The following is a 25,596-nucleotide window of genomic DNA, read 5'->3' as shown; positions in this document are numbered from 1 at the left end:
GGATGTAACCTATGATAAAAATTGCTGTATATGGAAAGGGCGGCATCGGCAAGTCGACGACGGTCTCCAACATGGCGGCGGCCCTGGCGGAACGGGGCCTGAAGGTCATGCAGATCGGCTGCGACCCGAAGGCCGACTCGACGGCGGGCCTTCACGGCGGCGCGGCGATTCCTACAGTTCTCGACCTCATGCGGGAAAAGGGCCGGGATGTTTCCTTAGACGAGATGACCGTCGCCGGCTACGGCGGCGTCGTCTGCGTAGAAGCCGGCGGCCCTGCTCCGGGCCGGGGCTGCGCTGGCCGGGGCATCATCGCCGCCCTGGATCTGCTCAAGGCAAAGGGGGCTTACGAGGTATATCAGCCCGATGTCATTTTCTACGACGTCCTGGGCGACGTCGTCTGCGGCGGCTTCGCCATGCCCATGCACAAGGGCTATGCCGACGCCGTATTCATCGTCACGTCGGGAGAAAACATGGCCATCCATGCGGCGGCCAACATCGCCATGGCCGTTGAATCCTTTAAGGGTCGGGGCTACGCTCGCCTGGGCGGCCTTATCCTGAACCGCCGCAGCGTAAAGAACGAAGAGGAAAAGGTACGGGAGCTGGCCGGCGACATCCATTCGGCCGTCGTCGGGACCCTCGACCGGAGCGACATCGTGTCTCAGGCGGAAGAGCTGGGAAAGACCGTCGTCGAAGCCTTTCCGGACAGCCCCATGGCCGGCCAGTACCGCGCCTTGGCCGACGCTGTCCTGGCGGCAGCAAAGGGGTGATACGATGCTGAAACGAATTGACGGACGGGAAGACACGTCGGGTGCCTGCGTGGCCATAAAGGACGCCGTATTTCCCGGCATCTTTTACGACGGCCTTCAGTACACGCCGCCGGCCCGGGGGACATGGAACATCGTCCACACGAACATGCTCGTTCCCGGTTCTCATCAAATCTATATCTGCGCTCTCGGCTGCCTGCGCGGCGTCGTCCTGACGGCGGCCGAAATGGGGGCGATGGACCGCTTTTCCTCCATCGTCGTCGAAGAGCATCATTTATATGACGGCACCATGGAAGACTGTATCGTCGACGGCGTCGGCGAAATCCTGCAGGGGCTGCTGCCTCAGGTGCCGACGGCCTGCTTTATCTATCCGGCCTGCATTCATCATTTCATGGGCTGCGATATGGACGACGTATACCGCCGCCTGGAAGAGGCCTATCCGCAGACGCGCTTCGTCGCCTGCTGGATGGACCCTATCCGCCGCCATTCCGATTTGACGGCGGAAATGCGGACGCGGCGGCAGTTGTACAGCCTGCTGGAAAAGGGCCCCATCAATCCTAAATCGGTCAACATCGTCGGCAGCAATCTCGCCGTGCCCCAGGACTGCGAGCTGGCGCTGCTGCTGAAGCAGAACGGTTTTATCCTGCGGGAACTGCCGGTCTGCAAGACCTATGAAGATTATGAAAAAATGGCCGAAAGCATATTGAATATCGGTCAGGAGCCCTACGCCCGCGGCCCCTTGGAAGATATGGAACGGGAATTAGGACAAAAAGGGCTGTATCTTTCCAACAGCTTCGGCTACGACGAAATCATCGCCAATCTCCACGCCGTCGCCGACGCCCTTCAGCTGCCGCGGCAGTCTTATGACAGAGAAGTGGAGCAGTGCGAGCAGGCCTTTGCAGCGGCCAGGGACATCATCGGCTCTATGCCCGTCGCCATTGACAGCGCCGCTGTGTTCCGGCCCTTTAGCTTGGCGAAGACCTTGTTGCAGCACGGCTTTGCCGTCCGGCGCGTCTATACGGACGGCGTAAGCGGCGAAGACGGCGACGATTTCTTCTGGGTACAGGAGCACTATCCTGATCTGGAGCTGTATTCCATGCGCCACGCCAAGATGCGCCGCATAGACCGCCATACAGACGTGCCTATGCTGGCTATAGGACAAAAGGCGGCCTATTTTACGGGGACGGCCCATTTCGTCGATATGGCGGAAAACGGCGGCCTCCGCGATTTCCGCGGCATTCGGACGCTGCTGGACTGGATGACCGAGGCTTTCCAGACGGAAAAGGAAGCCCGCGAATCGATTAACCTGAAAGGATGGGGGTGCCGGTCATGTGTATGAAAGAAGCCGTAAGCCGTATATCGACGTACTCTGCCGACACCTTCGGCGTCTGCTCGTCCCTGTATGAGCTCAGAGGCATGGTGGTCATTCACGACCCGTCGGGCTGCAACTCGACGTATGCGACCCACGACGAGCCGCGCTGGTACGACCAGGACAGCCTCATCTTCATCTCCGGCGTCACCGAAATGGACGCCATCATGGGCAACGATGACAAGTTCGTCCACGACGTCGTGTCGGCGGCCCGCGATTTTTCACCGAAATTCATCGTCATCCTGTGCACGCCTGTGCCGCTCATGACGGGGGCCGATATGGACGCCCTGGCGGCGCTGATTGAAGAACAGACGGGCATCATGACGATGGCTGCGACGACGAATAATATGAATCTGTACGACAAGGGCATCGCCTGGGCCATGAACATGCTGGCCGAACGAATCGTAAAGGACGTACCTGCGCCGGCGCCGGCCGGGCCTATGTGCTGCTCGTGGCAGCCTGAATTTGCAGCCTGCGGCGGTGCGGGAACATCGGCTAAACCGCTGCGGGTCAACGTCATCGGCGCAACGCCTCTCGATTTTTCCTATAACGGCAGCGAAAAGTCGATGAAGCGGTTTCTGCGCCGCAGCGGCTTTTCCCCGCACAGCGTCTGGGCTATGGGAAGCCCGCTGGAAGAAATCGAAATGGCCGGCCTGGCCGACGTGAACCTCGTCGTGTCGGCCGGCGCTGTCGAAGGGGCCAAGGTGATGAAGAAGCGCTTCGGCATACCCTATGTCGTCGGCGTTCCCATCGGCCCTTATATGCAGGAAGAAATCGCCCGGGGACTGCGCCGCGCCGCAGAAATGAAGGAAGATATCTACGTTTGCGCCGACAGCCGGGCCGATTGCAGCGAAGCCGATACGATTATCATCGGCGAAAGCGTCTATTCGGCGTCTCTGGCGGCCGCTCTCGGACGGGAAGGCCGGACGGCGAAGGTGTACTGCCTGCTGAACGAGTGGCCAGGCGTTTTGGGACAAGAAGACGTCTTTGTTTCTTCCGAAGGCGAGCTGCGCCGCCGCTTGGCGGACTGGACGGGGACGGTCATCGCCGATCCCTTGTACGGGCCTGTCATTCCGGCAAGCGCTCATTTCGTCGGCTTGGGCCATACGGCCTTTTCCGGGCGGCTGTACCAAAAGGTCATCCCGAATCTGATCGATGAGTTCGAATCCTTTGTCAAAAAGATCAATGATTTCGCCGCCTTGGTTTAGACGGTATAAGAGGGGGAATCGCCATGTCTATGAATGATACGCCGTCGGGTGAACGGGTCCATATCGGCTTTTTCGGCCGCCGCAACGCCGGCAAGTCCAGCGTGGTCAACGCCGTGACGGGCCAGAATCTGGCCATCGTGTCTGATACGAAGGGCACGACGACGGACCCGGTCTACAAGGCTATGGAGCTGCTGCCTTTAGGGCCGGTCATGATCATCGACACGCCGGGCTTCGACGATGAAGGCGCTTTGGGGGAAATGCGCGTCCAGCGGACGAAGCAGGTTCTCAACAAGACGGACATCGCCGTCCTTGTCGTCGACGGGACGGAAGGCCTGAAGGGATGCGACGAAGACCTGCTGGCCTTATTTAAAGAAAAGAACATACCCTATATTACGGTGTACAATAAAAAAGACCTGCTGGCAGCCTGCCCGCAGGCCGGAGACCATGACATATACGTCAGCGCCGTCACGAAGGACGGCATCTTTGAATTAAAAGAACGGATGGCCCGCCTGAAGCCCGTCGGCGAGGACACGCCGATTATCGGCGACTTGCTGACGGCCGGCGACTTCGTCGTCCTCGTCGTGCCGATTGATACGGCGGCTCCGAAGGGCCGGCTCATCCTGCCGCAGCAGCAGACCATCCGGGAAATCCTCGACGCTGGCTGTACGGCCGTTGTCGTCAAGGAAAACGCCCTGTCGAAGACGCTGGAAGAACTGGGCAAGGCCCCGCGCATGGTCGTGACGGACAGCCAGGTCTTCGGCGAAGTCGCCGCCGTCGTGTCGGACGAAATGACGTTGACGTCCTTTTCCATCCTCATGGCCCGTCATAAGGGGTTTCTCCGGGACGCCGTGCAAGGCGTGACGGCTATCGAAGGATTAAAGGACGGCGATACGGTTCTCGTGGCTGAAGGCTGCACCCACCACCGCCAGTGCGACGACATCGGCACGGTGAAAATTCCCCGTTGGCTCAGGGCGCACACGGGAAAGGATATTGCCATCCAGACCTGCAGCGGCCGGGAATTTCCCGAAGACCTGTCGCCGTACGCCATGGTCATTCACTGCGGTGCCTGCATGCTCAACGAGCGGGAAGTGCAGTGGCGTATGAAGTTCGCCGGTCGGCAAGGCGTGCCGATGACTAACTACGGCATCGCCATCGCCTACATGAAGGGCATCTTAAAACGATCCCTGGGGCCGTTCCCCCATTTGGCGGCCTTGGTGAAATAACGCAAAACATCCCGAGAGTTCTCTGCGAGCTCCCGGGATATTTTTTCGCGCCCGATCGTTCACTCCAGCTGCTATAGGGGAATGACAGCATATATGCTATAATAAAGACAAATTTTGAGAAATGGAGCGTATATATGAGAAAAATTCTTTGGCTGGCCCTGGCCCTGTCGATAGCGGTCTTCCAGGTCATCGGGGCGGCGGACTTTTCCAATCTCGTCGTCATTCATACCAATGACACCCACGGCTACGACCAGAAGGCCGACGGCGTGTACGGCATGGCAGCCGTAGCGGCGCTGAAACAGGAGTACGAGGCGAAGGGCAAGGACGTGCTTCTCGTCGACGCCGGCGACGCCATACAGGACCATAATTTAGTTAATCTGAGTCAGGGCGCGACGGCTATCGCCTTTATGAACGCTGCAGGCTACGACGCCATGACGCTGGGAAATCACGAATTCGACTACGGCCAGGACGTAACCCTCGAACGGGCAGCGGAAGCGGACTTTCCCTTCCTCTCCTGCAATATCCTCGTCGACGCGACGGGAAAGCCCTTCGTCCGACCTTATACGATCGTTAAAAAAGGCGGCGTAACCGTCGGCATCATCGGCATCACGACGCCGGAAACAGCGGGGGCGACGAATCCGAAACACGTATACGGCCTGACCTTTTTAGACGGACAGGATTTGTATGATGCCGTGCAATCTAACGTGGATTATCTGCGCGGCGCTGGCTGCGATCTCATCGTGGCTCTGGGGCATGTGGGCAGCGAGCCGATCAGCGAGGGCCATCGATCTGACGACATCCTGCGCCGCGTGCGGGGCATCGATCTCTTTATCGACGGCCACGACCACCGCGTGAAGAACTACCGCGTCGACGGCGTGCTGCTGGCGGCGACAGGCAGCCATTTAGCCAACATCGGCGTCGTTTCCTATGCGGACGGCCAATGGCAGGAACAGAACCTTCCCTACGGCGCCTTTGCCAAGGAAGACGAGGCCGTCAAGGCCTTAGTCGACAAGGCGGCGGCCGACGTACAGGCCGAATTATCCCGGCCTATCGGCACGGCAGATATCATGCTGGACGGCAGCCGGCCTAAGGTGCGGATGGAAGAAACGAACTTAGGCGACTTTATTGCCGATGCCGTCTTGTGGCAAGCCCGCATGGCGACGGCCGCAGAAGGAACGAGTATCGACGGCGCTGTCGTAAATGGCGGCGGCCTGCGCGCTTCTATTCCGGCTGGAGTAGTCACGCAGGGAGGTATCCAAAGCGTGCTGCCATACCGAAATCAGGTGTGCGTCGTGACTATGACCGGCCAAACCTTGCTGGAAATCATGGAAGCGGCGACGGCGGCGGCTCCCTATCCGGCGGGGGCCTTTCCTCAGGTTTCGGGCATCGAAATGACGGTTCGTACGGATATCCCTTTCGCGAAGGGACCGGCCTATGGAAATGGGAAATATTACAAGCCGGCAAAGCCCGGGCAGCGCGTGACGATTCATTCCGTCGGCGGCAGGGCCTTTTCTCCCGACGCGGTATATACGATCGCCACGTATGAATTCATCAGCCGCGGCGGCGACGCCTACAGCGCACTGGCCGAGGCGGGAAGGGCCGAGACGAAGTATGTCGGCTATACCGACGCCGAAGCCATCGTCCACTACATTCAGGACGAGCTGCAGGGGCGGATCGGGACGGAATACGCCGCGCCGCAGGGGCGGATGCAGCTGCGGCCTTAGGCTGATTTGCAGCGCGCCTGCAGCGGGCGCATCGATGCGAGGGGATGAGTATGGCAAAAATCGCGTTAACGTTAGAGCAAAAGATTAAATTATCGCAGATGCAGCGCCTGACCATTCAGATGATGACCCTGCGGGGACAGGATTTGGTGGAATTTCTTCACGAAAAGGTAACGGAAAATCCCCTGCTGGATATTCGCTACCCTGACGTGCGGCCTAGATCTGGCGGAGGTATGGAAAAGCCTATCGACAATATCCGCAGCGGCGGCGACTCGCTGGAGGAAAAGCTCATGAAAGAGCTCCGCGTCCAGGCCGTTTCCAAAAAGGTGATGCTGGCCGCCGGGCTGGTCATCCAGTCCCTCGACGAGAAAGGATTTTTCGCCGCCGCGTTAGAGGACATCGGCGTCGACTACGGCTTGTCTGTCGCCGATATGGAAGAGGGGCTGCGCCTGGTCCAAACCTTCGACCCGCCGGGCGTCGGCGCGCGGACGATACAGGAAGCCTTGCTGATTCAGACGCGCCGCCGGAAGGACGCGCCGGCAGGGGCGGAAGAGCTGCTGCTGAACCATTACGACGATTTCATCCGCGGCCATTGGAAGCGGCTGGAAGAACAAATGGGCTTGTCGCCGGAAGGGCTGGGACGAATCCGGCGCTTTTTGAAGAAGCTGGCCCTGCAGCCGGTCGCGCCGGCCGACGAGCGGACGGAATTCGTGCGGGCTGATATAGAAATCCTCTGCGATGAAGAGGGACATCTGACGGTGCGGTCTCTGGAAGACCTGCCGGATGTATTTTTCCGCGACGATTTGTATACGGCTTATGGTAAGGACGGCGATAAGGCGACGCAGGATTTTATCCGCAAGGCCAAGCGGCAGTTTTTGGATTTACAGACAGCCCTGGCGTACCGCCGCCAGTCAATTTTTACAGTCGTGGAGCATATAGTAAAGGAACAGGGCGAACATTTCCTCCATGGCGGCAGCCTGCGTCCTTTGACTCAAAAAGACATCGCTGCGGCGACAGGGCTCAGCGCGGCGACGGTGAGCCGCGTCTGCCGCGACCGCTACGCCTTGTTTCGCGGCCGCATCTATCCAATTCAGTCTTTTTTGGCCCACCATTACCGCTGCGATAGGGAGCGGGACGGCAGTATTTCCGACAAGGCTATCATGGAGAAAATGGCGCGGCTTATTGCGGAAGAAGACTGTCGGCGTCCCTGGTCTGATCAGGATTTAGCCGATTACTTCAGCCAGCAGTCCGTGCACGTGGCACGGCGGACGATTACGAAATTTCGATTTAAAATGAATATCCCCAACAGCCGCATGCGAAGGAGAATGAAGGAATAATCTTCTCCATGCATGTAAAAAACAGCTGCCGCATATCATCGTATTTGATATGCGGCAGCTGTTTTGTCATATATCGATTATTTTGTAATGGGATGGATACGTTTGACAATATACGTGCTCAGGAGAATGCCCAGCAATGCGAAGACCGCCATGACCGTAAAGACGATTTGGTAGCCGGCGATGCCTGCATGGGAGTCTAAGATGGAGCCGTATACGGCATACATGAATGCGCCGGGGAGGTACCCGACGAAGGAGGCCATGGACATGGCCGAGCCGGTAATTTCGCGGGGGACGTTGACTTCGTCCATCGGGGCGAAGAAGACGGCGCGCATGCTGTAGACGCAGGCGCTGATGACCAGGGAAATGACGATGCCGGCCCAGATGCCGAGGGCTTCGTGGGGGAGATAGGCGAAGGCTGCGAGGACGACGCCTGTCGCGAGGAATCCAACCCGCAGGTATTTGGTCGGGGAATGAAGGACTTTGTCGGAGATCAGACCGCCGATAGGACCGCCAACCATTTTCAGGCCGTATTGGTTAATGATGCCGTATACGCCGACCAGCGCTGCCGGAAGGGCATAGGCTTCATTCAGGAAGGGGATAAAATACGTAATACCGCAATATACGCTGTAGACCAGGAAGATATTGCACGATACGAGCCAGATATTTTTGTTTTTCAAAGCCTGTACGGCGCCCTGCCATGCCTGCTGATTTTTGCTGACTGATTCGCTTTGCGCTGTCTTGTCTTGTTTTGCGTCAGGTTCTAATAAGAAATACATGACAACGCCGATGACGCCGGGGACGGCCGCGTAAAACAGGATTGCCGCACGCAGCCCTTCGGCCGTGCTTCCCAAGGCAGAGAAAATACCTAAGGCACAGAACGCGACAAGGGTGTCTACGAGACCACGGCCGGCTTCCATGATGCCGAACATGCGGCCTTGTTCTTCGCGGGTTCCCAACAGGCGGACCGTTTTAAGCATCGTCGGCCAGTAAAGCATGTCAGCGCAGACTGCCAGCAGACAGTAAATGAGCAGGAAGGACGTATACGATGGGAACGTAGAAAGCCACAACCCGCAAAGGCAAATGCCAAGTAATGCCAAAGGAATCATTATTTTTTTCGACACCCGGTCGGTCAAATAGATAGAAGCCAGGAAGCCGAAGGTGGAAATTAAGCCGGCGACGCTCATCGCTGCGCCGATCTGCGTGTGGGATAATCCCATGAAGTCCTGCATCGGTACGTAGAAGGCATCTTTTAAAAAGCCGAGCTTGTAAATCGTGCCGGCTCCCAGCACCAGGGTACCAAAGGATATCCATTTTTTGTCTAAGCCTGCTTTCTTCGGGCGCATTACCGCTTGTTCAGCCATTTCTGAATCACTCTCCGTATCAAGTAAGTATAGATAATCTTAAAGGAATGTCGTTGTCGTGTCGAACAGATTTGACACCTTTAGTATATGTGTGAAAATGTGTAATGTCAAGTCAAAATATGTAATTATTTGGCAAAATAAAAAGTAAATGCGTTGCAAATTGTGGCAAAATGTGTTAAGATACTATCAGAACAGATTTGGTGCACGCGGACAGAAGGAGAGATAGATATGCTGTCTGAACAACGATATAAGATCATAATGGATTTATTGGAACAGGAACCGATTGTCAAAAACAACGCCTTGTGCAAATTGATGTCGACGACGAGGGAAACAGTCCGGCGGGATTTAATGACTCTGGAAGAGAAAGGACTCCTCAAGCGCATCCGCGGCGGAGCCATGAAGATCGCTAAAGGATCTGCGCCGTCGGCGTACGAGTCGTTTCACGAACGCAAGCAGAGCCAGGTGGTATATAAAGAACATATCGCTAAAGAAGCGGTGAAACTGATTCAGGACGGCCAAGTCGTCGCTCTGGATTCAGGGACGACGGCCTTGCTGTTGGCAAGAGAGTTGAAAGGCCGGTTTCGGTCTTTGACTGTCGTGACGAATTCCCTGGCAATTACAAATGAGCTGGCTGGCGCGGCGGGTATAGAGCTCATCGTGACGGGCGGTGTATATAAAGAAGATGAAGAAGCCTTTTTATCTGATTTTGCCAGCCTGATATTTTCAAAAATTCACGTTGATATTTTCTTTTTGACTACTTGCGGCATTTCGGTAGAAGCGGGCGTTACATATCAGCGAATGGACGAAATACCGGTCCAGACCAAGATGATGAAGGCGGCGGACTGCACGATCGCCATCGTCGACAGCTCGAAGCTGGGCGTCAATTCCCTGGTGCGCATGTGCGGCATCGAAAGCATCGCCGCCCTGGTTACCGACGTCGGTATTTCTGCCGAGCAGAGGCGGCGTTTTGAAAAAGCCGGCGTACACGTCGTCGTAGCGCCGGAAAGGAGCGAATAAGTGATGAAGGAACATGTAGAACATACTAGAAAGCCCAGCGTTTTATTGGTGTCCGTCGACGCCTTAAAGCCGGAATTTCTCTTTGAACAGGAACGATTAGGCATTTCCCTTCCGTTTCTTACGTCGTATTTTCTGAAGGGCGGGCGCGTCGCGCCGAAGGGCATGAAAAGCGTCTTCCCGCCTTTTACCTATCCGTGTCACCAAAGCATGATTACGGGAACGAACCCCGTGACTCACGGCATCGTCAACAACGCCGTATTCGACCCGTCGTCGCGCCATAAGGGCGCGTGGCACTGGTTTGCCAACAAGCGGGTGACGACCCTTTGGGAAGCGGCCCACCAGGCTGGCTATGTCGTAGGCAGCGCGGCCTTTCCTACTTCTGTCGGCGCCAAGGGCGATTACGTAGCGCCGGAATTTTGGTGGGACGGCTCGGAGATGGACAGTGCCTTTATCGACGCCGTGTCGACGCCTCAGGGTTTGGTTGCGGAAATGGAAGCAGATATCGGCCGTTACGCCGGAGGCTTGGATTTGTCTGACGACGGAGACGCTCAGCGGTATAAGGCTGCCGCGTGGCTGCTGCAGAACAAGCTGGGACCCTGCCAGGAAGAAAAGCCTTTCTTCCTGACGGCGTATTTCGCCAGTTTTGACGAAAGCGCCCATCAGTTCGGCGTATACAGCAAGGAAGCGGCCCGCAGTTTGGAAAAAATCGACGCCATGGTCGGCATGCTGGTTCGCGAAGCCGAAGCCATTGCGGGCGGCAGCCTCATCGTCTGCGTCGTATCCGACCACGGCACGTTGGACAACACTCACACTGTTTATCCCAACGTATTGCTGCGTCAGGCCGGGCTGATCGAATGCGACGATACGGGCCGCGTTACCGATTGGAAAGCGTACAGCCAGCGAGCCGGCGGCATTTGTGAAATCCGCCTGGCCCGCAAGGACGACGAAGCGTCTCGGAAGATACTGGACGGCGTCATGAGAGAGCTGGCCCAGGACGGACGGAACGCCATCATGGCCGTCCTGACCGGCGAAGAAGCGCGGGCCCGCGGCGGCTTCCCCGACGCCGACTACGTGTTGATTTCCCATAAAGGGTACGAAATACGGGACGACGCGGACGGCAAGTTTATCCGTACGGAGCTGACGCAGAAGGCGCAGCACGGATATAACGAGGAATTTCCCGAAATGCGGGCGTCCTTCCTGCTGGCCGGCGAGGGCGTCGAAGAAGGCGTCGTCGACGACATGCGCCTCATCGACGTCGCGCCGACGCTGGCCGCCCTGATGGGGGCCGAGCTTCCCGACGCGGAAGGCCGTAACGTATTGGCATAAGGAGAACGAACGTGGCAGATATAGAAATCTTTGTGAAGCAAGCTGCCGATTTGCTGTGGGGCGACTGGCTCCTGTGCGCGCTGCTGGGCCTGGGCCTGGTCTATACGATCATGACGGGCTGTATTCAGCTGCGGTTTCTCTGCTATATCCGGCGGGGACTGTTTCTGCGCGCCTCCCAGAAGGACGGCGCGGCAAAGAAGGGCTGTACGTCCGTCCAATCGCTGTGTGCCTCCCTTGCCAGTTGTGTCGGCAGCGGCAACATCGTCGGCGTTTCGACGGCAATCCTGTGCGGCGGTCCCGGCGCGTTGTTTTGGATGTGGGCGGCGGCCTTTCTGGGAATGGCTACGAAGTTCGGCGAAATCGTCATGGGCGTCCGCTATCACGGCGAAGACCGGCAGGGAAATATTACGGGCGGTTCTATGTACTATATTTCCCAAGGTTTGCGGTGGCGCAAAGCCGGCGCAGCCGTCGCCGTGTTCTTATTCATCCAAAACTGCGGCGCAACGCTGATCCAGTCCAATACGATTGCGCAGGTCATGAAAGAGGCCTTTTATCTGCCTGTCGGTGTGACGGCCCTGTTTGTGGCTGCGCTGATGTTCTTCATCATCAGCGGCGGGTTTAAGCGGCTCATATACATCGCCCAGCGCATCGTGCCGTTTATGGCCGGATTGTATTTGGCGAGCGGCCTGGTCGTGTTCGTTGTGCATCTGGATGCCGTGCCGGCTATGTTTCAAGCTATCGTGTCCCACGCCTTTGCCTGGGAGGCCGGAGCCGGCGGCGTGCTGGGCTATACGATGAAAGAAGCCATGCGCTACGGTGTAGCCCGGGGCCTGTATTCCAACGAAGCTGGTGAGGGCACGGCTCCCGTTCTTCACTCGGCGGCTCAGGTAGACCATCCGGTTCGGCAGGGCTTCTATGGCATCATCGAAGTATTTGTCGACACCTTTTTAATCTGCAGCGCGACGGGCATCGTCGTATTGCTGACCGGCGCGGCACAGTTTCACGACAACGCCGCGACGCTGACGGCTGTAGCCTTTGATTCCGTCGTGCCCGGCATGCGGTATATCATGTATTTCAGCTTGATATTATTCGCCGGCACATCTATCATGAACCAGTGGTATTTCGGCCATGTCAGTCTTACGTTTTTGAAGAAAGAATCATGGGATTCCCTGTATCGGTATGCCTTTCCTGTCCTCATCGTCATCGGCAGCTTGGGAACGATACAGTTGGTCTGGTCCATTCAGGATATTGCGCTGGGATTGCTCATCATTCCCAATATCGTCGCGATGCTGTTTTTGTCGCCGGAAGTTCGGCGTCTTACGAAGGAATTCTTAGACCCGGCTAATGGGTATATTGCAAAAAGAGGAGAATAAACAACATGAACACAGATGTCAAGAAATATATAGAAACGGTGCCGGCTGTAGCGAAAGCCGCCAAATTGGAAGAAGTTTTCTGGATCAATCCGAAGAAGGAAGAACAGAAAAACTGGCATATTACGGCTGTGTCGCCTGAAGACATACAGGATGCGGCAGCCCGCCTCCAACGGTTTGCTCCTTATTTGGAAACGGTATTTCCCGAGCTCAAGGCCAGCGGCGGCATCATTGAATCGGAACTTCGGGATATTCCGAAGATGAAAGACTTTTTGAATCGCTCCTACGAAGCCGGCATTCAGGGAAACCTGCTTCTCAAGATGGACAGTGATTTGCCTATTTCCGGATCAGTCAAGGCCCGGGGCGGCATTTACGAGGTTCTGAAACACGCCGAAGAACTGGCAATAGAAGCGGGCAAGCTGAAGGAAACGGATAACTACGCCGTATTGGCGGAACCGGAATTTCGTCAATTTTTCAGTCAGTATACGGTGCAGGTCGGCAGTACAGGAAATTTAGGTATGAGCATCGGCATCATGAGCGCCCAGCTGGGCTTCCGCGTTATCGTTCACATGTCCGTCGACGCTAAGCAGTGGAAGAAAGATTTGCTCCGCAGCCGCGGCGTTACGGTCATTGAATATGAAGACAACTACTGCGCCGCCGTAGAACAAGGGCGGAAGAATTCCGATGCCGATCCCATGAGCTACTTCGTCGACGATGAAAACTCGAAGAACTTGTTCTTAGGCTACAGCGTGGCGGGCCGCCGTCTCCAGAAGCAGCTGGAAGCGATGCAGATTCCTGTAGATGCCGAGCATCCCTTGTTCGTCTATATTCCCTGCGGCATCGGCGGCGCTCCCGGCGGCGTCACCTACGGCCTGAAAGAAGTATACGGCGATAACGTTCACTGCTTCTTTACGGAACCGACTCATGCCTGCTGCATGATGCTGGGAATGGCGACGGGGCTTCACGACGGCATTTCCGTAGAAGATATCGGTATCGACGGCAAAACCGATGCTGACGGACTGGCTGTCGGCAGACCGTCGGCCTTCGTAGGCCGCGTCGTAGAACCGCTGCTGTCGGGCATTGCGACGATTCAGGATGGGACGCTGTACGATTTGATGCGGGGACTTCTCGATACGGAAGGCGTATTTATCGAGCCGAGCTCATGCGCTGCCTTTGCTGCCTTCCTTCAGTCGGATTCGCTGCAGGAATATGTCCGTCAGGCCGGCCTCGAAGCCGTTATGGGACAGGCGACGCACATCGCTTGGGCGACGGGCGGCAGCATGGTGCCGGAAGACGTCCGCCAGGCCTATATCAACACGGGGATATAACATGGCTGCAACGGGAGTACCGAACGTCCTCGTTCTGGATATAGACGGGACGACGGTGACATCGCAAAAATGCGTAGACCCAGATACGAAAGATGCCCTGCTTCAATTACAGAAGCAGGGCATCCGCCTTATCCTGGCGTCGGGCCGGCCGCCTGAAGGCGTATATCCCATTGCCAGACAACTGCGTCTGCAGCAGTTCGGCGGATATATCGTGGCTTTTAATGGTTCGAAGGTCATAGAGTACAAGACGAAGCGCTGTTTGTACGAGCAATATCTGTCGAAGGAAACGCTGCGCTCCTTGTGGTATGACGCCCGCTGCTACGGCTTGGGCATCATGACGTACGGCAAGGGGAAAATCATTACGGCGTCTGAGCCGGACCCCTATGTCCGGGCTGAGTCGTCGTGGAGCCATATGCCTATCGTCCTTCACGAGGATTTTCTAAAGCACGCTCCCAAGACGATTTACCAGTGCCTGCTTACAGGAAAGCCGGAACAGCTCCAGGCCCTTAACCCGCTGCTGTCGAAATTGTACCTCGGCAAGGCGGAAGTATTCCATTCGGAACCGTCCTGTCTGGAAGTGACACCGTGCCGCGTCGACAAATCGCTGGGCCTTAAAAAGCTGTTCTGTCATTTGGATATCTCGCCGTCTCAGGTCGTGTGCTGCGGAGACAGCTACAATGACATCGGCATGCTGCGGTATGCCGGAGTCGGCGTGGCCATGGCCAACGCGCCGCAGGCCGTCAAGGAATTTGCCGATTACGTCACCTGCCGTTCCAACGACGAGCGCGGCATTGTAGAAGTCGTCCGCCGGTTTTTCCCCGCCGTACTGCCGGCATAATACAACATCCCCCTCTCAGACTGCGTGCCAGTCGGGAGGGGGAATTTTATTTGGAAAAATCGATTGAAGAGACGGGGCCTGCACGCTACAATAGACGTAGTACAGCAGCGGGAGGCGGAAGACATGAGACAGAAGCAGATTGCCATTATTACGGGCGCGTCCAGCGGATTGGGACGGGCGCTGGCGGCCTATCTCGACCGGAGCGGCGTCGATGAAATATGGGTAAACAGCCGGCGTGCCGAACGCTTGGAAGCTCTTCGCCAAGGGATAAAAACGCCGATGCGGATCATTGCCGGAGACATCAGCGACGAGATGACGATAGGGGCCTTTCGGTCGGCTCTGGAAAAAGAGAACCCCGTCGTCGCCTATTACATATATGCCGCCGGGTTTGGAAAGATCGGTGCGGCCGGCAGCATTCCCTTATCTGAATTGCGGCAGATGATAGGAGTCAACGATACGGCGGCCGTGACGCTGACTGAAGTCTGCTTGCCGTATATGGCCGCAGGAAGCCGCGTGGCTTTCATCTGCTCTGTCGCGGCCTTTCTGCCGATTCCGTATCTGAACGTATACGCCGGGACCAAGGCCTTTTTGTATCGCTACGGCCGGGCGTTGTCTGTCGAACTTGCGCCGCGGCGCGTCGGCGTTACAGTCGTATGCCCCTACTGGATTAGAGATACGGAATTTATCGCCGTTGCCAGACAAGGGGAAGATCAGCCTTATTTCAGACGCTTTCCCTTTGCGTCGTCGACGGCCTTTGTAGCGAAGACCGCCTGGGATGATTTACAAAAAGGAAAGGTCGTGTCGACGCCGGGCTGGGTTGCCAGTCTGATTCGCGTCGGCGCGAAGCTGCTGCCGTCGGCCCTCGTCATGAAGATAAGCCGTATCTTGTTTGGGTGATTTCAGCGTTCTGTTTTTATGGCGAAGAGAAAATATAATACATGTATGCACCAAATTATAGCGACGACAAGACTGGCTGGCCATGAAGCGTCCATGATCCATACGGCGAAAGCCATCATAATGGTAACAGTACTCATGATTACAGCCTTTGTTTTTAATGGCATGGACTTCTTTTCTAGGAAATCTGCCAGATGTTTTTGGTATAAATCCGATTGCTGAAACCAGTGATGCAGACGAGCTGACCCTTTGGCAAAACAAAAGAGCGTCAGCATATAAAAGGGAACCGTCGGCAAAATAGGAAGGAATATCCCAATAGTTCCTAACGCCAGAGACGCGAAGCCTAAGGCTAGCCAGCAGGCTTGAAAGATGCGGTGCCAAGGAGCGGCACGAAATGACGGCATGAGAAAATCACCCCATTCAACAGATAATAAAAATCAATTTTATCATATCGAAAGATGCGTATGCCGTCAAGAGAGAATCATAATCTATTGGACTGGGGGCGGTGTTGCTTCGGGCGGCTGGTCAGGAAGTTCCAAAGGGGAAGGAAATATAAGTAACAAGCCAGGGGCACCGAGGCCAGGGGCGCGTCGATAATCGCCAGAAAGGCCGAGCAGGCGATGGACCAGGGGACGAGGGCGGAAATGACGATGACCGTGTTTTCCAGATGAATAGCTAGGCGCTGCGGGTCGGGCTCGACAGACTGGCAAAGCTGGTGTGTCAGCATGGTAGCTAAGGTCTGGTTGCAGGAGACCATAGAGGTTGCGACGGATGTCGCAATGACGGCTCCGAAGGGCGTCGCGCGTCGGCTCAGGGCGGCTATATGCCCTTGGATGCCACGGAGAAATCCCGTGCCGGAAAACATGCCGGCGTAACTGGATGAAATGCATATAATGGCGACGACATCGGTCATGGAAACAGCTCCGCCGCCAGACGCCAAGCGGGCCAGAGCCGGATCGGCAGGATGAAACCCTAAAAGGCAGACTGTCAGGACTTCGAGGGGAGTTAGTTGCTGCGTGCTTACGGCAATAGCTGCGGCTGCCGCTGTACTGGCGATCATGATGAGCTTCACATCGACGTGCCGTGCCGATAAGATGATGACCAGGGCCGCCGGTATGAGAGTAATCCACGATAGGGTAAAGGCCTGTCGAAAGATTCCGGCCGCGTCGTGATGGGCACCGCCGTCTTGAAACAGCAGGCCCATGGCCGCGTAGACGGCGCAGGTCAGGACGAAGGGGACCATAGCCGTCTTGACCATGAGGCGGCAGTTGGTAAAGATATCGGTCTTCGTAATGGCGGCGACGAGAAGGGCGCTTGTCGACATGGGGGAGCAGCGGTCGCCGAAATATGCGCCGGCCATGATGGCCCCGCCGGAATACATGGGCGGGATATTCATACTGTTGGCGATGGTCATGCAGATGACGCCGATGGTGGCCGCCGTACCGAAGGACGTGCCGGTCAGGGCCGATACGAGGGCGCACAGCAGAAACGATGCCAGGAGAACGGCACTGCCGTCGCACCATTGGGACGCATGGTACACGATATATGGGATAGTGCCGCTGACGCGCCAGGCCGCCGTCAGCATGCCGACGAGAATCAAGGTGACGATGACGTTTTTGGCCGTTTTGACGCCTGAGACAGCCAGACGGGCCATTTCTGAAAAGGGATGTCCCGTTTTTACGCCGTAGCTGAAAAACAAGAGGAAGCCTGCCAGCAAGGCGAGAATCAACGATTTCCCTGACGCCAGGCAGGCGATGAGAGCGGCGGAAAAGGCGGCTAATATCCATAGTTCCATCGATGGGAACCTCCTTTGTCGTAAGTCTTGGTTATAGTGTAATCTTCTTTGTAGTGTATGGCAACGTTTCGCCGCGCCGTATCTTTTATGATGAATCTAGGCATACATTTGTATTTTTGATATACTGAGGCTGTAACGACGATTCGATAAGGGGGACGCGCCATGATTCGCTTTATATTTCTCTGCCTTGGCAGGCTGCTCGTATATCGCCGGGCTGTGCTGATGGCCTTTGCCTGGATTGCCCGCTTCGGCTACTTGGCCTACGTTTTGTACGGCCTTGTCGAGTGGTTCCGGCCCGGCCGCATGGCCGGCACCCTGTACCGCCGCCGGACTTTGTTGTACTGCCTGTTTTCCGTAGGGCTGGGCTCGGCCGCATCGTTTGTCATCGGGCGCATTTGGAGCCGTCCCCGTCCCTTTGTCCGCCATAGAGGGATATCTTCCCTCATTCCTCATAAGGAAAACGCGTCCTTTCCGAGCAATCACGCTATGAATTCCATGGCCGTAGCCCTCATGTTATTGAGCCGAAAGAACTGGATGGGCTTTCCCTTTTTAGCCGGCAGCGTCGTATTAGGCGCTTCGCGCGTCGTCTGCCGCCTTCATTATGTCAGCGACGTGGTAGGCGGTTTTGCCATTGGTGCGGTCAGCGCCTGGGCTATTCGGCGCAGCGCCGCCGCTAAGGAGGCGGCGACGTACGTTCTCTGGCTGTACGACGGCCTCGCCGGGGCGATGGCCGCCTGGCGCAGAAGATGGTAACGGACGGCCGAATTTCAGCGATATGGCTGCGCTGCCGGACAGTCAGAAAAGAAAATTTTTATGCAAAAATCCCGTTCCCCCATGACAAGGCATGGCTGGAACGGGATTTCTTTTTTAATCTAATTTTAATTTTCGCCTAATCTAATTTTAATCTTTCTTTTCCGGTGTGAACTTCGTAGAAAGGATATGACCGACGAACAAGGCGATGGCGCCGATGAAGCATACGAGGCCGAGGATATCAGCCGTGCTCTTGAAGTCTTTGCCGACGAGGGCCAAGGGGTTTTCGCTGCCGCCGGAGGTGACGGAAACGACGATGAGCAGGGCGATGATGACGCCCATAAGGCTTTCGCCGACGATGAGGCCCGACGCGAAGAGTACGCCGCGGTGGCTGCAGGCTTCTACGTCTTCTTCTTCATGGCCCGGGCTGCGGAGCGCCGCTCTGGCCTTGAGGTGCTTATGTACGAAGTAGCCGATAACCGAGCCGATGACCAAGGGGATTTCCAAGGTCGGCGGCAGGTAGATGCCCATGCCTACGGCCAGCGGCGGCAGGGCCAGGGCTTTCGTGTTTTTCGTCAGCAAGAGGTCGATGATGATGACGACGATGCCGACGCCGATACCTAAGAGGATGTAATCCCAGTCGAGGCTGGAGCTGAAAATCCCCTGGGCGATGGTCGTCATGAGGGTTGCCTGCGGAGCCGATAAGGCCTGGGACGGGTCCATGCTTTCGCGGGGCAGGGCGCCGGTGAAGCCGTAGGCCTGATAGAGCAGGTTCAGTACGGGAGCGATGGCGATGGCGCCGATGATCGAGCCCAGGATGAGGGCTACCTGCTGTTTCCACGGCGTAGCGCCTACGATATAGCCTGTCTTGAGGTCCTGCAGGTTGTCGTTGGAAATCGCGGCGATGCTGACGATGACGCTGGTGATGAAGATCGCCAGGGCTGTAGCGAATTTCGTGCCTTCTGCTGTTTCAAAGACGCCGAAGGACGTGCTCAGGGCGAAGACGACGAGGGACGATACGATGATGCCCAAAATGCCGATGCCGGAAATCGGGCTGGCTGAGGTGCCGATTAAGCCGGCCATGTAGCCGCAGGCAGCGGCGACGAAGAAGCCCATGAGGACGGCGACGATAATGCCGACGACGATGTAGGTAATCGTGACGGACATGGGAAGGCCTGCAGCGCCTACGAAGGAGTAGAACGTGATGAACAGGCCGACGAGGATGGCGATGAAGACGATGGCGATGGATTTCGGCGTCATGTCGATATCCGTGTGATGAAGGGCCTTCTTTTCTGCCGTATCGTTATCGCGAATCGCGCTGATGGACATCTTAATGCCGTCGATAACCGGTTTTGCCAGGCGGATCAGGGTCCATACGGCGGCAATGCCGATGCAGCCGGCGCCGATGAAGCGGACCTTCTGAGCCCAGATCTGGCTGGCGAAGTCGGCTGCAGCCTGGCCTTCAGCCGGCGTGATGACGCTGGTCAGATAGGGGACGAAGACGACCCATGCCAGGAGCGTGCCGACTAAGATGGCGATGCCGCTGGCAATGCCGATGAGGTAGCCCGCGCCGAGAAGGGCCATGGAAAAGCCCAGGGGCAGCTGTGTCGTCGCCGTCTTGCCGAGGGCGATCCAATAGCTGAATTCGGACGACAGGATGTGGAAGCCGTTGGCGCAGAGGCTGAACAAGCCGGCCAGCGCCGTGCCGGACACGATATCCTTCATGCCCGTTTCCTTCTTGCTCGTATCTTCGTGAGCTGCTTCGGCCTGGCGGATGTCGCTGCCGACCTTCAGGATTTCAGCGGCGGCCCGGCCTTCCGGATAGGGCAGGTCGCTGTTGACGACCATCGCCCGCCGCAACGGAATGGTAAACAGTACGCCTAAGGAACCGCCGCAGGCGCACAGGAGCAGCGTTTCCCAGAAGGGGAAGCCCTGCCAGTAGCCGAGCATGAGCAGACCCGGCAGGATGAAGATGATGGCCGACAAGGTGCCGGCAGCGGAAGCCTGCGTCTGGACCATGTTGTTTTCCAGGATATTGGAATGCTGGAACATGCGCAGGATTGCCATGGAAATGACGGCAGCCGGAATGGACGACGAGAACGTCAGGCCGACCTTCAACCCCAGATAGACGTTGGACGCCGTGAAGATAACCGTAATCAGCGCGCCGAGGAGCATGCCGCGGACGGTCAATTCAGGCAGGTTGGGGTAGTTTACCGTCATGTTTGGTTTTGAATCCATGATGGAAACCTCCTTCGAAAAGTATAGATAGATTTGACCATATATTATGACAATTCTTCACATACAGTATACTAGATTTTTATAGATTCGTCACATCGGCCCGGCAGGGGAACGGTTGGCTGCATATAAGAATAAATAGACGGTTTTCAATGATTTTTATACAACGTAAAACGATAAAGCAGACGAAAATCTTGCGCATACGTGGTATAATAAAAAGTAATGAATTTGCGTGCTCTATGAGACGATAAAAGGAGGAACTACGTGATGAAAGATAACGAAATTATCGAAGGCGTGCTGAAGGAGTTTGCCGGCCTTGCCAAATGCCCCCGGCCGTCGCGCCATGAAAAAATAGTCAGCGACTACATCGTAAAGCGCTTGGGAGAGCTGGGCATTACCCAAGTCGTACAGGACGAGGTGTACAATGTCATCGCCGACGTACCGGCCACGCAGGGCTGTGAAGACCTGGCATTGACCATTGTACAAGGACACATGGATATGGTCTGCGTGGCCAAACCCGGCGTGGACTACGACCCCTTGACTAGTGAAATCAAGCTGGTCCGCGAAGGCAACATCCTGCGCGCCGACGGCACGAGCTTAGGCGCCGACGACGGCATTGCCGTGGCCGTCGCGCTGTACCTGATTCAGCAGCCCGACGTGCAGCACGGCCCGCTGCGCCTCATCTTCACAGTCGACGAAGAAACGGGCATGACCGGCGCGACGCACTTAGACCCGAAATATGTGCAGGACGCCAAATACGTCCTCAACTGCGACTCTGAATACATCGACGTTTTGTGCGTCGGCTCTGCCGGCAGCGTCCATACGCATTTTTACCGCACCTTGACGCGGCGTCAGCCTCAGGGAGCGAAAGCCGTCGCCGTCATGACCAAGGACTTTGTCGGCGGCCATTCGGGCGAAACGATCAACGCCGGCAAGAGCAACGCCATCAAGGCGCTGGCTCATACGCTGCGCCGTTTGACCGACGCCGGTATCGCCTATGAATTGGCATCCATCGACGGCGGCGTAGCGGCAAACGCTATCCCGTCGTCGGCAGAAGCCCTTCTCGTCCTTCCGGATGCCGATACGGCGGCCGTCCAGGCAGTGCTGGACGAAGCGAAGGCGGAACTGGATTTGGTGTACGGCGAAGTAGAAAAGACGGCGGCCATCGTCATGGAAGACCGTCCCATGCCGGAAACGGTATTGGCTGCCGACGACGCCAAGGCCGTCGTACAGCTGCTCCTAATCCTTCACTGCGGCGTGTTTGCCATGAACCAGACCTTGCCCAAGCTGCCGGACTTATCAGCCAACGTCGGCACGATTCGGACGGAAGAAGAACGCGTTGCCATTCAGTATTTCCCCCGTTCGTCCTCCGACGCCCGCCTGCGCGAGTTCATGCAGGTACTGCCCGTATACGGCGAGCTGACGGGCTGCACCGTCGACATCGCCTCGCCTGAACCGGCATGGACGGAAAATCCCCGCAGCCAGCTTCTGCCCATCATTTCGGAAGTATATACGGCTGAAGCAGGCCATGCTCCCCGGGTGGAAGCGATGCACGGCGGCTTGGAAACAGGCTATTTCTACGCCATGAATCCCAATCTCGATATCGTATCGGTCGGCCCGACGACGCACGCCATCCACAGTGCCGACGAATCGCTCGAGCTCGATACGGTAGCCTTATTGGTCCGCATCATCGCCGGTACGCTGCCGAAATTGAAATAAACGAACTCATTACACTGTCGCATCGTCTGGTGCGGCAGTTTTTTTGTAAAAAACTCAGCCTCCTCCATGAAACTTTTTTATAGCAGCTTTTTATCGTTTACGAAATCAATGGCATAGGGTATGCTTAAGGTAACGACACTACTTTTTAAGGAGGCGATGGAGATGAAAGTTATGCGAAATAAAGACGGAGGCTTTGGACGACGTTCCATCTTTTTGCTGCAGGGCTGCCTTATGAAAGCTGCTGCGGCAGCTGCCCTGACGGCGGGTATGGCTGTCCTGCCGGTCAGTGCAGCCGAAGGGGATCTTCTGCCTGCGCCGAAGGTAGTCACGGCCTTGGCCTATGAGAAGGAGGACAGGGACATCGCTGTTTCCGTGAAAATTCCTGAAATACACTGGGGGCCTTCTGTCTCCGCTGCCCGGCAGAAGCAGGTAAACGCCGGCATACGCCGCTTGTGCGAGCAGTATGCTGAAGAAGCAGAAGACTGGGCCCGGCAGTACCGTAAGGCCTTTTTGGAAACAGGCGGCAGCGAAGAGGAATGGAAAGACCACGGCATAGCGGTTTCCGTCAGGTACGAAGTCCTGGCGCAGACAGACGACTACCTGTCCCTGAAAGTTATAGGAACAGATAACTGGAGTCGCGCCCACTATCGGGCGAAATACTATACCTTCGACTGCCGGACGGGACAGACCGTCGCGCTGAAAGATATTTTGGGAGACGAGTATCGGACGATTGCCGACGTCAGCATCCGGCGGCAGATGGATCACCGCTGGAACGGCGGGGCTTCGTACGGGACCTTTACGGGCATAGATGAGGACACGCCCTTTTACATCAATGAAAAGGGCAACCCCGTCGTCGTCTTTTCCGCTTATGAAATCGCTCCAGGCAGCGAGGGACGGCCGGAATTTGAAATCATCAGGCCCTATGCCGTCGACAGCCTGTCCGAATTGACAGGGCTGCTGGGGATGAACGATGAGGACACGTCGCGGCTCTTTGGCGGCGGCCGGGAAAATTGGTCGGCAGACCGCACGTTTTTCGTCGGCCGGACCTATGAAATCATGCTGCATGGACAGCCTTGCCGCCTGTTTACGATCTGCAGCAGGGATAAGATTGTAGAGGCCGTATCCTTGTGGGTCATAGGCGGAGAACGGCCTGTGACGGAAAGGGACGCTGCGGCATGGGCTGCCTATGTCACGGCCATGATGGGGACGGAGCCGACGCTGGACCCTGACATTTCCGAAGGCGGAAGCCGCAATCGCCGCTGGAATGCGAAGGAACTCATTGCCGTCATGCACCAGATGCCGGATATCCTTACGATTTCCATCCAGCCGGCTGTCGGCGAGCTGCATTGACGCTGACTCCTGAGAAGGAAGCCGGCTGCATAACCGCATATAGCAGACGTAAAAAACGCTGCCGCGCCAAGAGAATTTCCTGACGCGGCAGCGTTTCTGCATGATCTGTATATTTATCTTTCTTTGGAACGAATCTGCTCCATCTGCCTGTACGAGAACACGCCGGTCCGGCCGATGAGGGCGTAGTACAGGGGAATGGCCGCCAAGGCGATGACGGCGGCCCCGAAGTAGACGCTGGAAAACCCGTAGGCCGGCACGAGGCTTCCCAGCATGTAAGGCCCGACGCCGACGCCCAGGTCGACGAAGATGAAAAAGGTCGACGTGGCCAGGCCGATGTGGTCTTCCGGCACGCCGTGGATTGCCAGGGCCTGTCCGGACGAGGTGACGGTGCTGTAGCTGAGGCCGAGGAGCATGCCGCCGATGGCAAAGAGGGCATTGCTTTCAGCAAGCCCGACGGCAGCCATGCACAGGGCTAAGATGGCCAGCGTCGGATACATGACGGCGTCGCCGCCGTGGTGGTCCAGAAAGCGGCCGATAATGGGCCGGCTGAAAAACGACGTGACCGAATAGGTGCAGAAGAAAATACTGCCGGCAATGGCCAGATTCAGGGAATTCGTATAGGCCCCGATGAAGCTGAGCACCGTAGAATAGCCGATGCCGCAGAAGAAGGAAATGATGGAAATGGGCAGGGCCTGTACGGAAATGAAACTGTCCCAGCGCAGGGATTTGAGGGCTGCCCTGTCGGCTGCCGTACAGACGTGCTCCGGCGAATGGATGGCGGCAGCCAAGGCAAAGGTCAGCACGGCCAGGCCGATGCACACGTACACGTTCAAGTAGTAGTTTCCGCCGCTGCACAGGGTCATGCCTAAGAAGGGACCCGCCGCCGAAGCCAGCGTGTTGCCCAGGGCATAGTAGCCGATGCCTTCGCCGCGCCGCTTCGGCGGGACGATGGCCCCGACGATGGTGCTGGCCGCTGTGGCGGATATGCCGTAGGCCGCGCCGTGGAGGCAGCGGATGACCAGAAAGGCCGTCAGCGAGTGGACGGGGAAATATAATAAGAGTCCCAGCATGTACATGCTCGTGCCGACGAGTAAAGCCTTTTTGCGGCCCAAGGCATCGATGACGTGGCCTGTGACGATGCGGGACGATAAAGCGCCGATGATGAAGATACCCGACGCCAGCCCAGCCTCGCTGACCGTCGCATCCCAGGTGTGGATGGCAAACTGGGTCGACCACAGCATGAGCTGGTACATGATGACGTAGAGGAGAAAGTTGATGCATACATCAATGGTAAAATCTTTAGTCCATAGCCTGTCGCGCACGACAAGACCTCCTTTGCAAGACGCCCCAGGGGCCGACGGAAGCTTTTAAAAGAGATACTTCGTATCGTAGCTCAGATCCATATACTGGGCGATCGTTTCGTCGTCGAAGCCGTATTCTTCCGATTTGCGCATCCACGAACCGACGCGCATCTGCATCTTCTTTTTGGCCGTTACCGGCTCTTCGTACTCGATGCGCAGCATACGGGCCGCTTCCGATTTGTCTTCGACGCGGACGAAGAGACCGTGGCGGAAGGTCAGCTCGTAGACCTTGCGGAAGGCGTGGGGCAGCTGAAATCCGAAGGGGACGAAATATTTGTCGATGAAGCCATTTGCGATGAGGATAGAGCCGGAGTAGTCCATGACATGATTCAGGTCGTACTTCAGGTCTCCTGCCGGCGAGTTGAATGGGACGGGCTTTATGCCGTCGATAGCCGGCGGTTCCATGCCGTTGTTGTTGGTCAGCAGCTTGTGGAGGGTCAGCATTTTCTCATCGTTAAAGCCGAAGATGGCCGTGTAGCCCCGCAGGCACGCTTCGTTGTACATGATGGGATGCAGGCCGAACTCTTCGATATTGAAAAAATCTTCTACGTATTCGACGGCGACGATGCTGAGCTTGAAATCGGCGAAGTCGAAGCCGTCAAAAAACTGAGCGCGCATGGCAGTTCCTCC

At 56.7% G+C, this 25,596-nt stretch carries 21 protein-coding genes; 15 read left to right on the top strand and 6 right to left on the bottom strand.

What is annotated here, in order from left to right; all coding sequences use genetic code 11:
• Nucleotides 1-11 precede the first annotated feature (11 nt).
• From DKB62_RS06280 to rpoN, 6 genes are all read left to right on the top strand, one after another.
• Entirely contained in the window at nucleotides 12-767 is a 756-nt protein-coding gene (locus tag DKB62_RS06280; RefSeq protein WP_107196074.1) for a nucleotide-binding protein, read from the top strand.
• Nucleotides 768-771: 4 nt separating this feature from the next.
• Nucleotides 772-2,103, top strand: coding sequence for a nitrogenase component 1 (locus DKB62_RS06275; protein WP_107196075.1), 1,332 nt, complete (start codon nucleotides 772-774; stop codon nucleotides 2,101-2,103).
• Nucleotides 2,100-3,341 carry a nitrogenase component 1 gene (locus tag DKB62_RS06270; RefSeq protein WP_232818795.1) on the top strand — a complete coding sequence of 414 codons (1,242 nt, stop codon included), beginning with the start codon at nucleotides 2,100-2,102 and terminating at the stop codon, nucleotides 3,339-3,341. Before DKB62_RS06275 ends, DKB62_RS06270 begins: the two co-directional genes overlap by 4 nt.
• A 23-nt stretch (nucleotides 3,342-3,364) precedes the next feature.
• Nucleotides 3,365-4,564, top strand: coding sequence for a [FeFe] hydrogenase H-cluster maturation GTPase HydF (gene hydF / locus DKB62_RS06265; RefSeq protein ID WP_107196077.1), 1,200 nt, complete (start codon nucleotides 3,365-3,367; stop codon nucleotides 4,562-4,564).
• A gap of 134 nt (nucleotides 4,565-4,698) precedes the next feature.
• On the top strand, nucleotides 4,699-6,288 hold the full coding sequence (locus DKB62_RS06260; RefSeq protein WP_107196078.1) for a bifunctional metallophosphatase/5'-nucleotidase: 1,590 nt from the start codon (nucleotides 4,699-4,701) through the stop codon (nucleotides 6,286-6,288).
• Nucleotides 6,289-6,338: 50 nt separating this feature from the next.
• The gene (gene rpoN, locus DKB62_RS06255; RefSeq protein ID WP_107196079.1) at nucleotides 6,339-7,622 is read left to right on the top strand and encodes an RNA polymerase factor sigma-54; all 1,284 of its coding nucleotides are present in this window, start codon (nucleotides 6,339-6,341) and stop codon (nucleotides 7,620-7,622) included.
• 77 nt (nucleotides 7,623-7,699) lie between these two features.
• On the opposite strand, the gene DKB62_RS06250 is transcribed toward rpoN, so the two are convergent.
• On the bottom strand, nucleotides 7,700-8,983 hold the full coding sequence (locus DKB62_RS06250) for an MFS transporter (protein WP_198643495.1): 1,284 nt from the start codon (nucleotides 8,981-8,983) through the stop codon (nucleotides 7,700-7,702).
• Nucleotides 8,984-9,211: 228 nt separating this feature from the next.
• Between DKB62_RS06250 and DKB62_RS06245 the strand changes: the two genes are divergently transcribed.
• The 6 genes from DKB62_RS06245 to DKB62_RS06220 all read left to right on the top strand — a co-directional run bounded on the left by DKB62_RS06245 (nucleotide 9,212) and on the right by DKB62_RS06220 (nucleotide 15,759).
• Nucleotides 9,212-10,000 carry a DeoR/GlpR family DNA-binding transcription regulator gene (locus tag DKB62_RS06245; RefSeq protein WP_107196080.1) on the top strand — a complete coding sequence of 263 codons (789 nt, stop codon included), beginning with the start codon at nucleotides 9,212-9,214 and terminating at the stop codon, nucleotides 9,998-10,000.
• Between the two features lie 3 nt (nucleotides 10,001-10,003).
• Nucleotides 10,004-11,326 (top strand): alkaline phosphatase family protein, encoded by a 1,323-nt coding sequence (locus tag DKB62_RS06240; protein WP_107196081.1) that lies wholly within the window; start codon nucleotides 10,004-10,006, stop codon nucleotides 11,324-11,326.
• Nucleotides 11,327-11,337: 11 nt separating this feature from the next.
• Nucleotides 11,338-12,699 carry an alanine/glycine:cation symporter family protein gene (locus DKB62_RS06235; protein WP_107196082.1) on the top strand — a complete coding sequence of 454 codons (1,362 nt, stop codon included), beginning with the start codon at nucleotides 11,338-11,340 and terminating at the stop codon, nucleotides 12,697-12,699.
• Nucleotides 12,700-12,704: 5 nt separating this feature from the next.
• Entirely contained in the window at nucleotides 12,705-14,024 is a 1,320-nt protein-coding gene (locus DKB62_RS06230) for a D-serine ammonia-lyase (protein WP_087478654.1), read from the top strand.
• A gap of 1 nt (nucleotide 14,025) precedes the next feature.
• On the top strand, nucleotides 14,026-14,862 hold the full coding sequence (locus DKB62_RS06225; RefSeq protein ID WP_107196083.1) for a Cof-type HAD-IIB family hydrolase: 837 nt from the start codon (nucleotides 14,026-14,028) through the stop codon (nucleotides 14,860-14,862).
• A gap of 123 nt (nucleotides 14,863-14,985) precedes the next feature.
• Nucleotides 14,986-15,759 (top strand): SDR family NAD(P)-dependent oxidoreductase, encoded by a 774-nt coding sequence (locus DKB62_RS06220; protein WP_107196084.1) that lies wholly within the window; start codon nucleotides 14,986-14,988, stop codon nucleotides 15,757-15,759.
• 2 nt (nucleotides 15,760-15,761) lie between these two features.
• Here DKB62_RS06220 and DKB62_RS06215 read toward each other — a convergent pair whose 3' ends face one another.
• Nucleotides 15,762-16,160 carry a YbaN family protein gene (locus DKB62_RS06215; RefSeq protein WP_095629567.1) on the bottom strand — a complete coding sequence of 133 codons (399 nt, stop codon included), beginning with the start codon at nucleotides 16,158-16,160 and terminating at the stop codon, nucleotides 15,762-15,764.
• 77 nt (nucleotides 16,161-16,237) lie between these two features.
• Entirely contained in the window at nucleotides 16,238-17,551 is a 1,314-nt protein-coding gene (locus tag DKB62_RS06210; protein WP_107196085.1) for a Na+/H+ antiporter NhaC family protein, read from the bottom strand.
• Between the two features lie 162 nt (nucleotides 17,552-17,713).
• Between DKB62_RS06210 and DKB62_RS06205 the strand changes: the two genes are divergently transcribed.
• Nucleotides 17,714-18,304 (top strand): phosphatase PAP2 family protein, encoded by a 591-nt coding sequence (locus DKB62_RS06205; protein WP_087478648.1) that lies wholly within the window; start codon nucleotides 17,714-17,716, stop codon nucleotides 18,302-18,304.
• Nucleotides 18,305-18,451: 147 nt separating this feature from the next.
• Here DKB62_RS06205 and DKB62_RS06200 read toward each other — a convergent pair whose 3' ends face one another.
• The gene (locus DKB62_RS06200) at nucleotides 18,452-20,539 is read right to left on the bottom strand and encodes an OPT family oligopeptide transporter (protein WP_095629565.1); all 2,088 of its coding nucleotides are present in this window, start codon (nucleotides 20,537-20,539) and stop codon (nucleotides 18,452-18,454) included.
• A 264-nt stretch (nucleotides 20,540-20,803) separates the two neighbouring features.
• Here DKB62_RS06200 and pepD point away from each other — a divergent pair, with 264 nt between their 5' ends.
• Entirely contained in the window at nucleotides 20,804-22,255 is a 1,452-nt protein-coding gene (pepD, locus tag DKB62_RS06195; protein WP_095629564.1) for a beta-Ala-His dipeptidase, read from the top strand.
• A gap of 162 nt (nucleotides 22,256-22,417) precedes the next feature.
• Nucleotides 22,418-23,605: a DUF3298 and DUF4163 domain-containing protein gene (locus tag DKB62_RS06190; RefSeq protein WP_157949709.1), complete on the top strand. Its 1,188-nt coding sequence runs from the start codon at nucleotides 22,418-22,420 to the stop codon at nucleotides 23,603-23,605.
• 113 nt (nucleotides 23,606-23,718) lie between these two features.
• Here DKB62_RS06190 and DKB62_RS06185 read toward each other — a convergent pair whose 3' ends face one another.
• Both DKB62_RS06185 and DKB62_RS06180 read right to left on the bottom strand, forming a co-directional pair.
• Nucleotides 23,719-24,927, bottom strand: a complete 1,209-nt coding sequence (locus tag DKB62_RS06185; protein ID WP_107196087.1) for an MFS transporter — start codon at nucleotides 24,925-24,927, stop codon at nucleotides 23,719-23,721.
• A 45-nt stretch (nucleotides 24,928-24,972) separates the two neighbouring features.
• Nucleotides 24,973-25,584: a hypothetical protein gene (locus DKB62_RS06180; RefSeq protein WP_107196088.1), complete on the bottom strand. Its 612-nt coding sequence runs from the start codon at nucleotides 25,582-25,584 to the stop codon at nucleotides 24,973-24,975.
• Nucleotides 25,585-25,596: the final 12 nt, after the last annotated feature.

Origin of the sequence: Megasphaera stantonii (assembly GCF_003367905.1) — a bacterium.
In the GTDB taxonomy this organism is placed as follows: Bacteria; Bacillota; Negativicutes; order Veillonellales; family Megasphaeraceae; genus Megasphaera; species Megasphaera stantonii.
The sequence above is the reverse complement of the archived record's forward strand: the minus strand, read 5'-3'. Positions and strand labels throughout refer to the sequence as shown.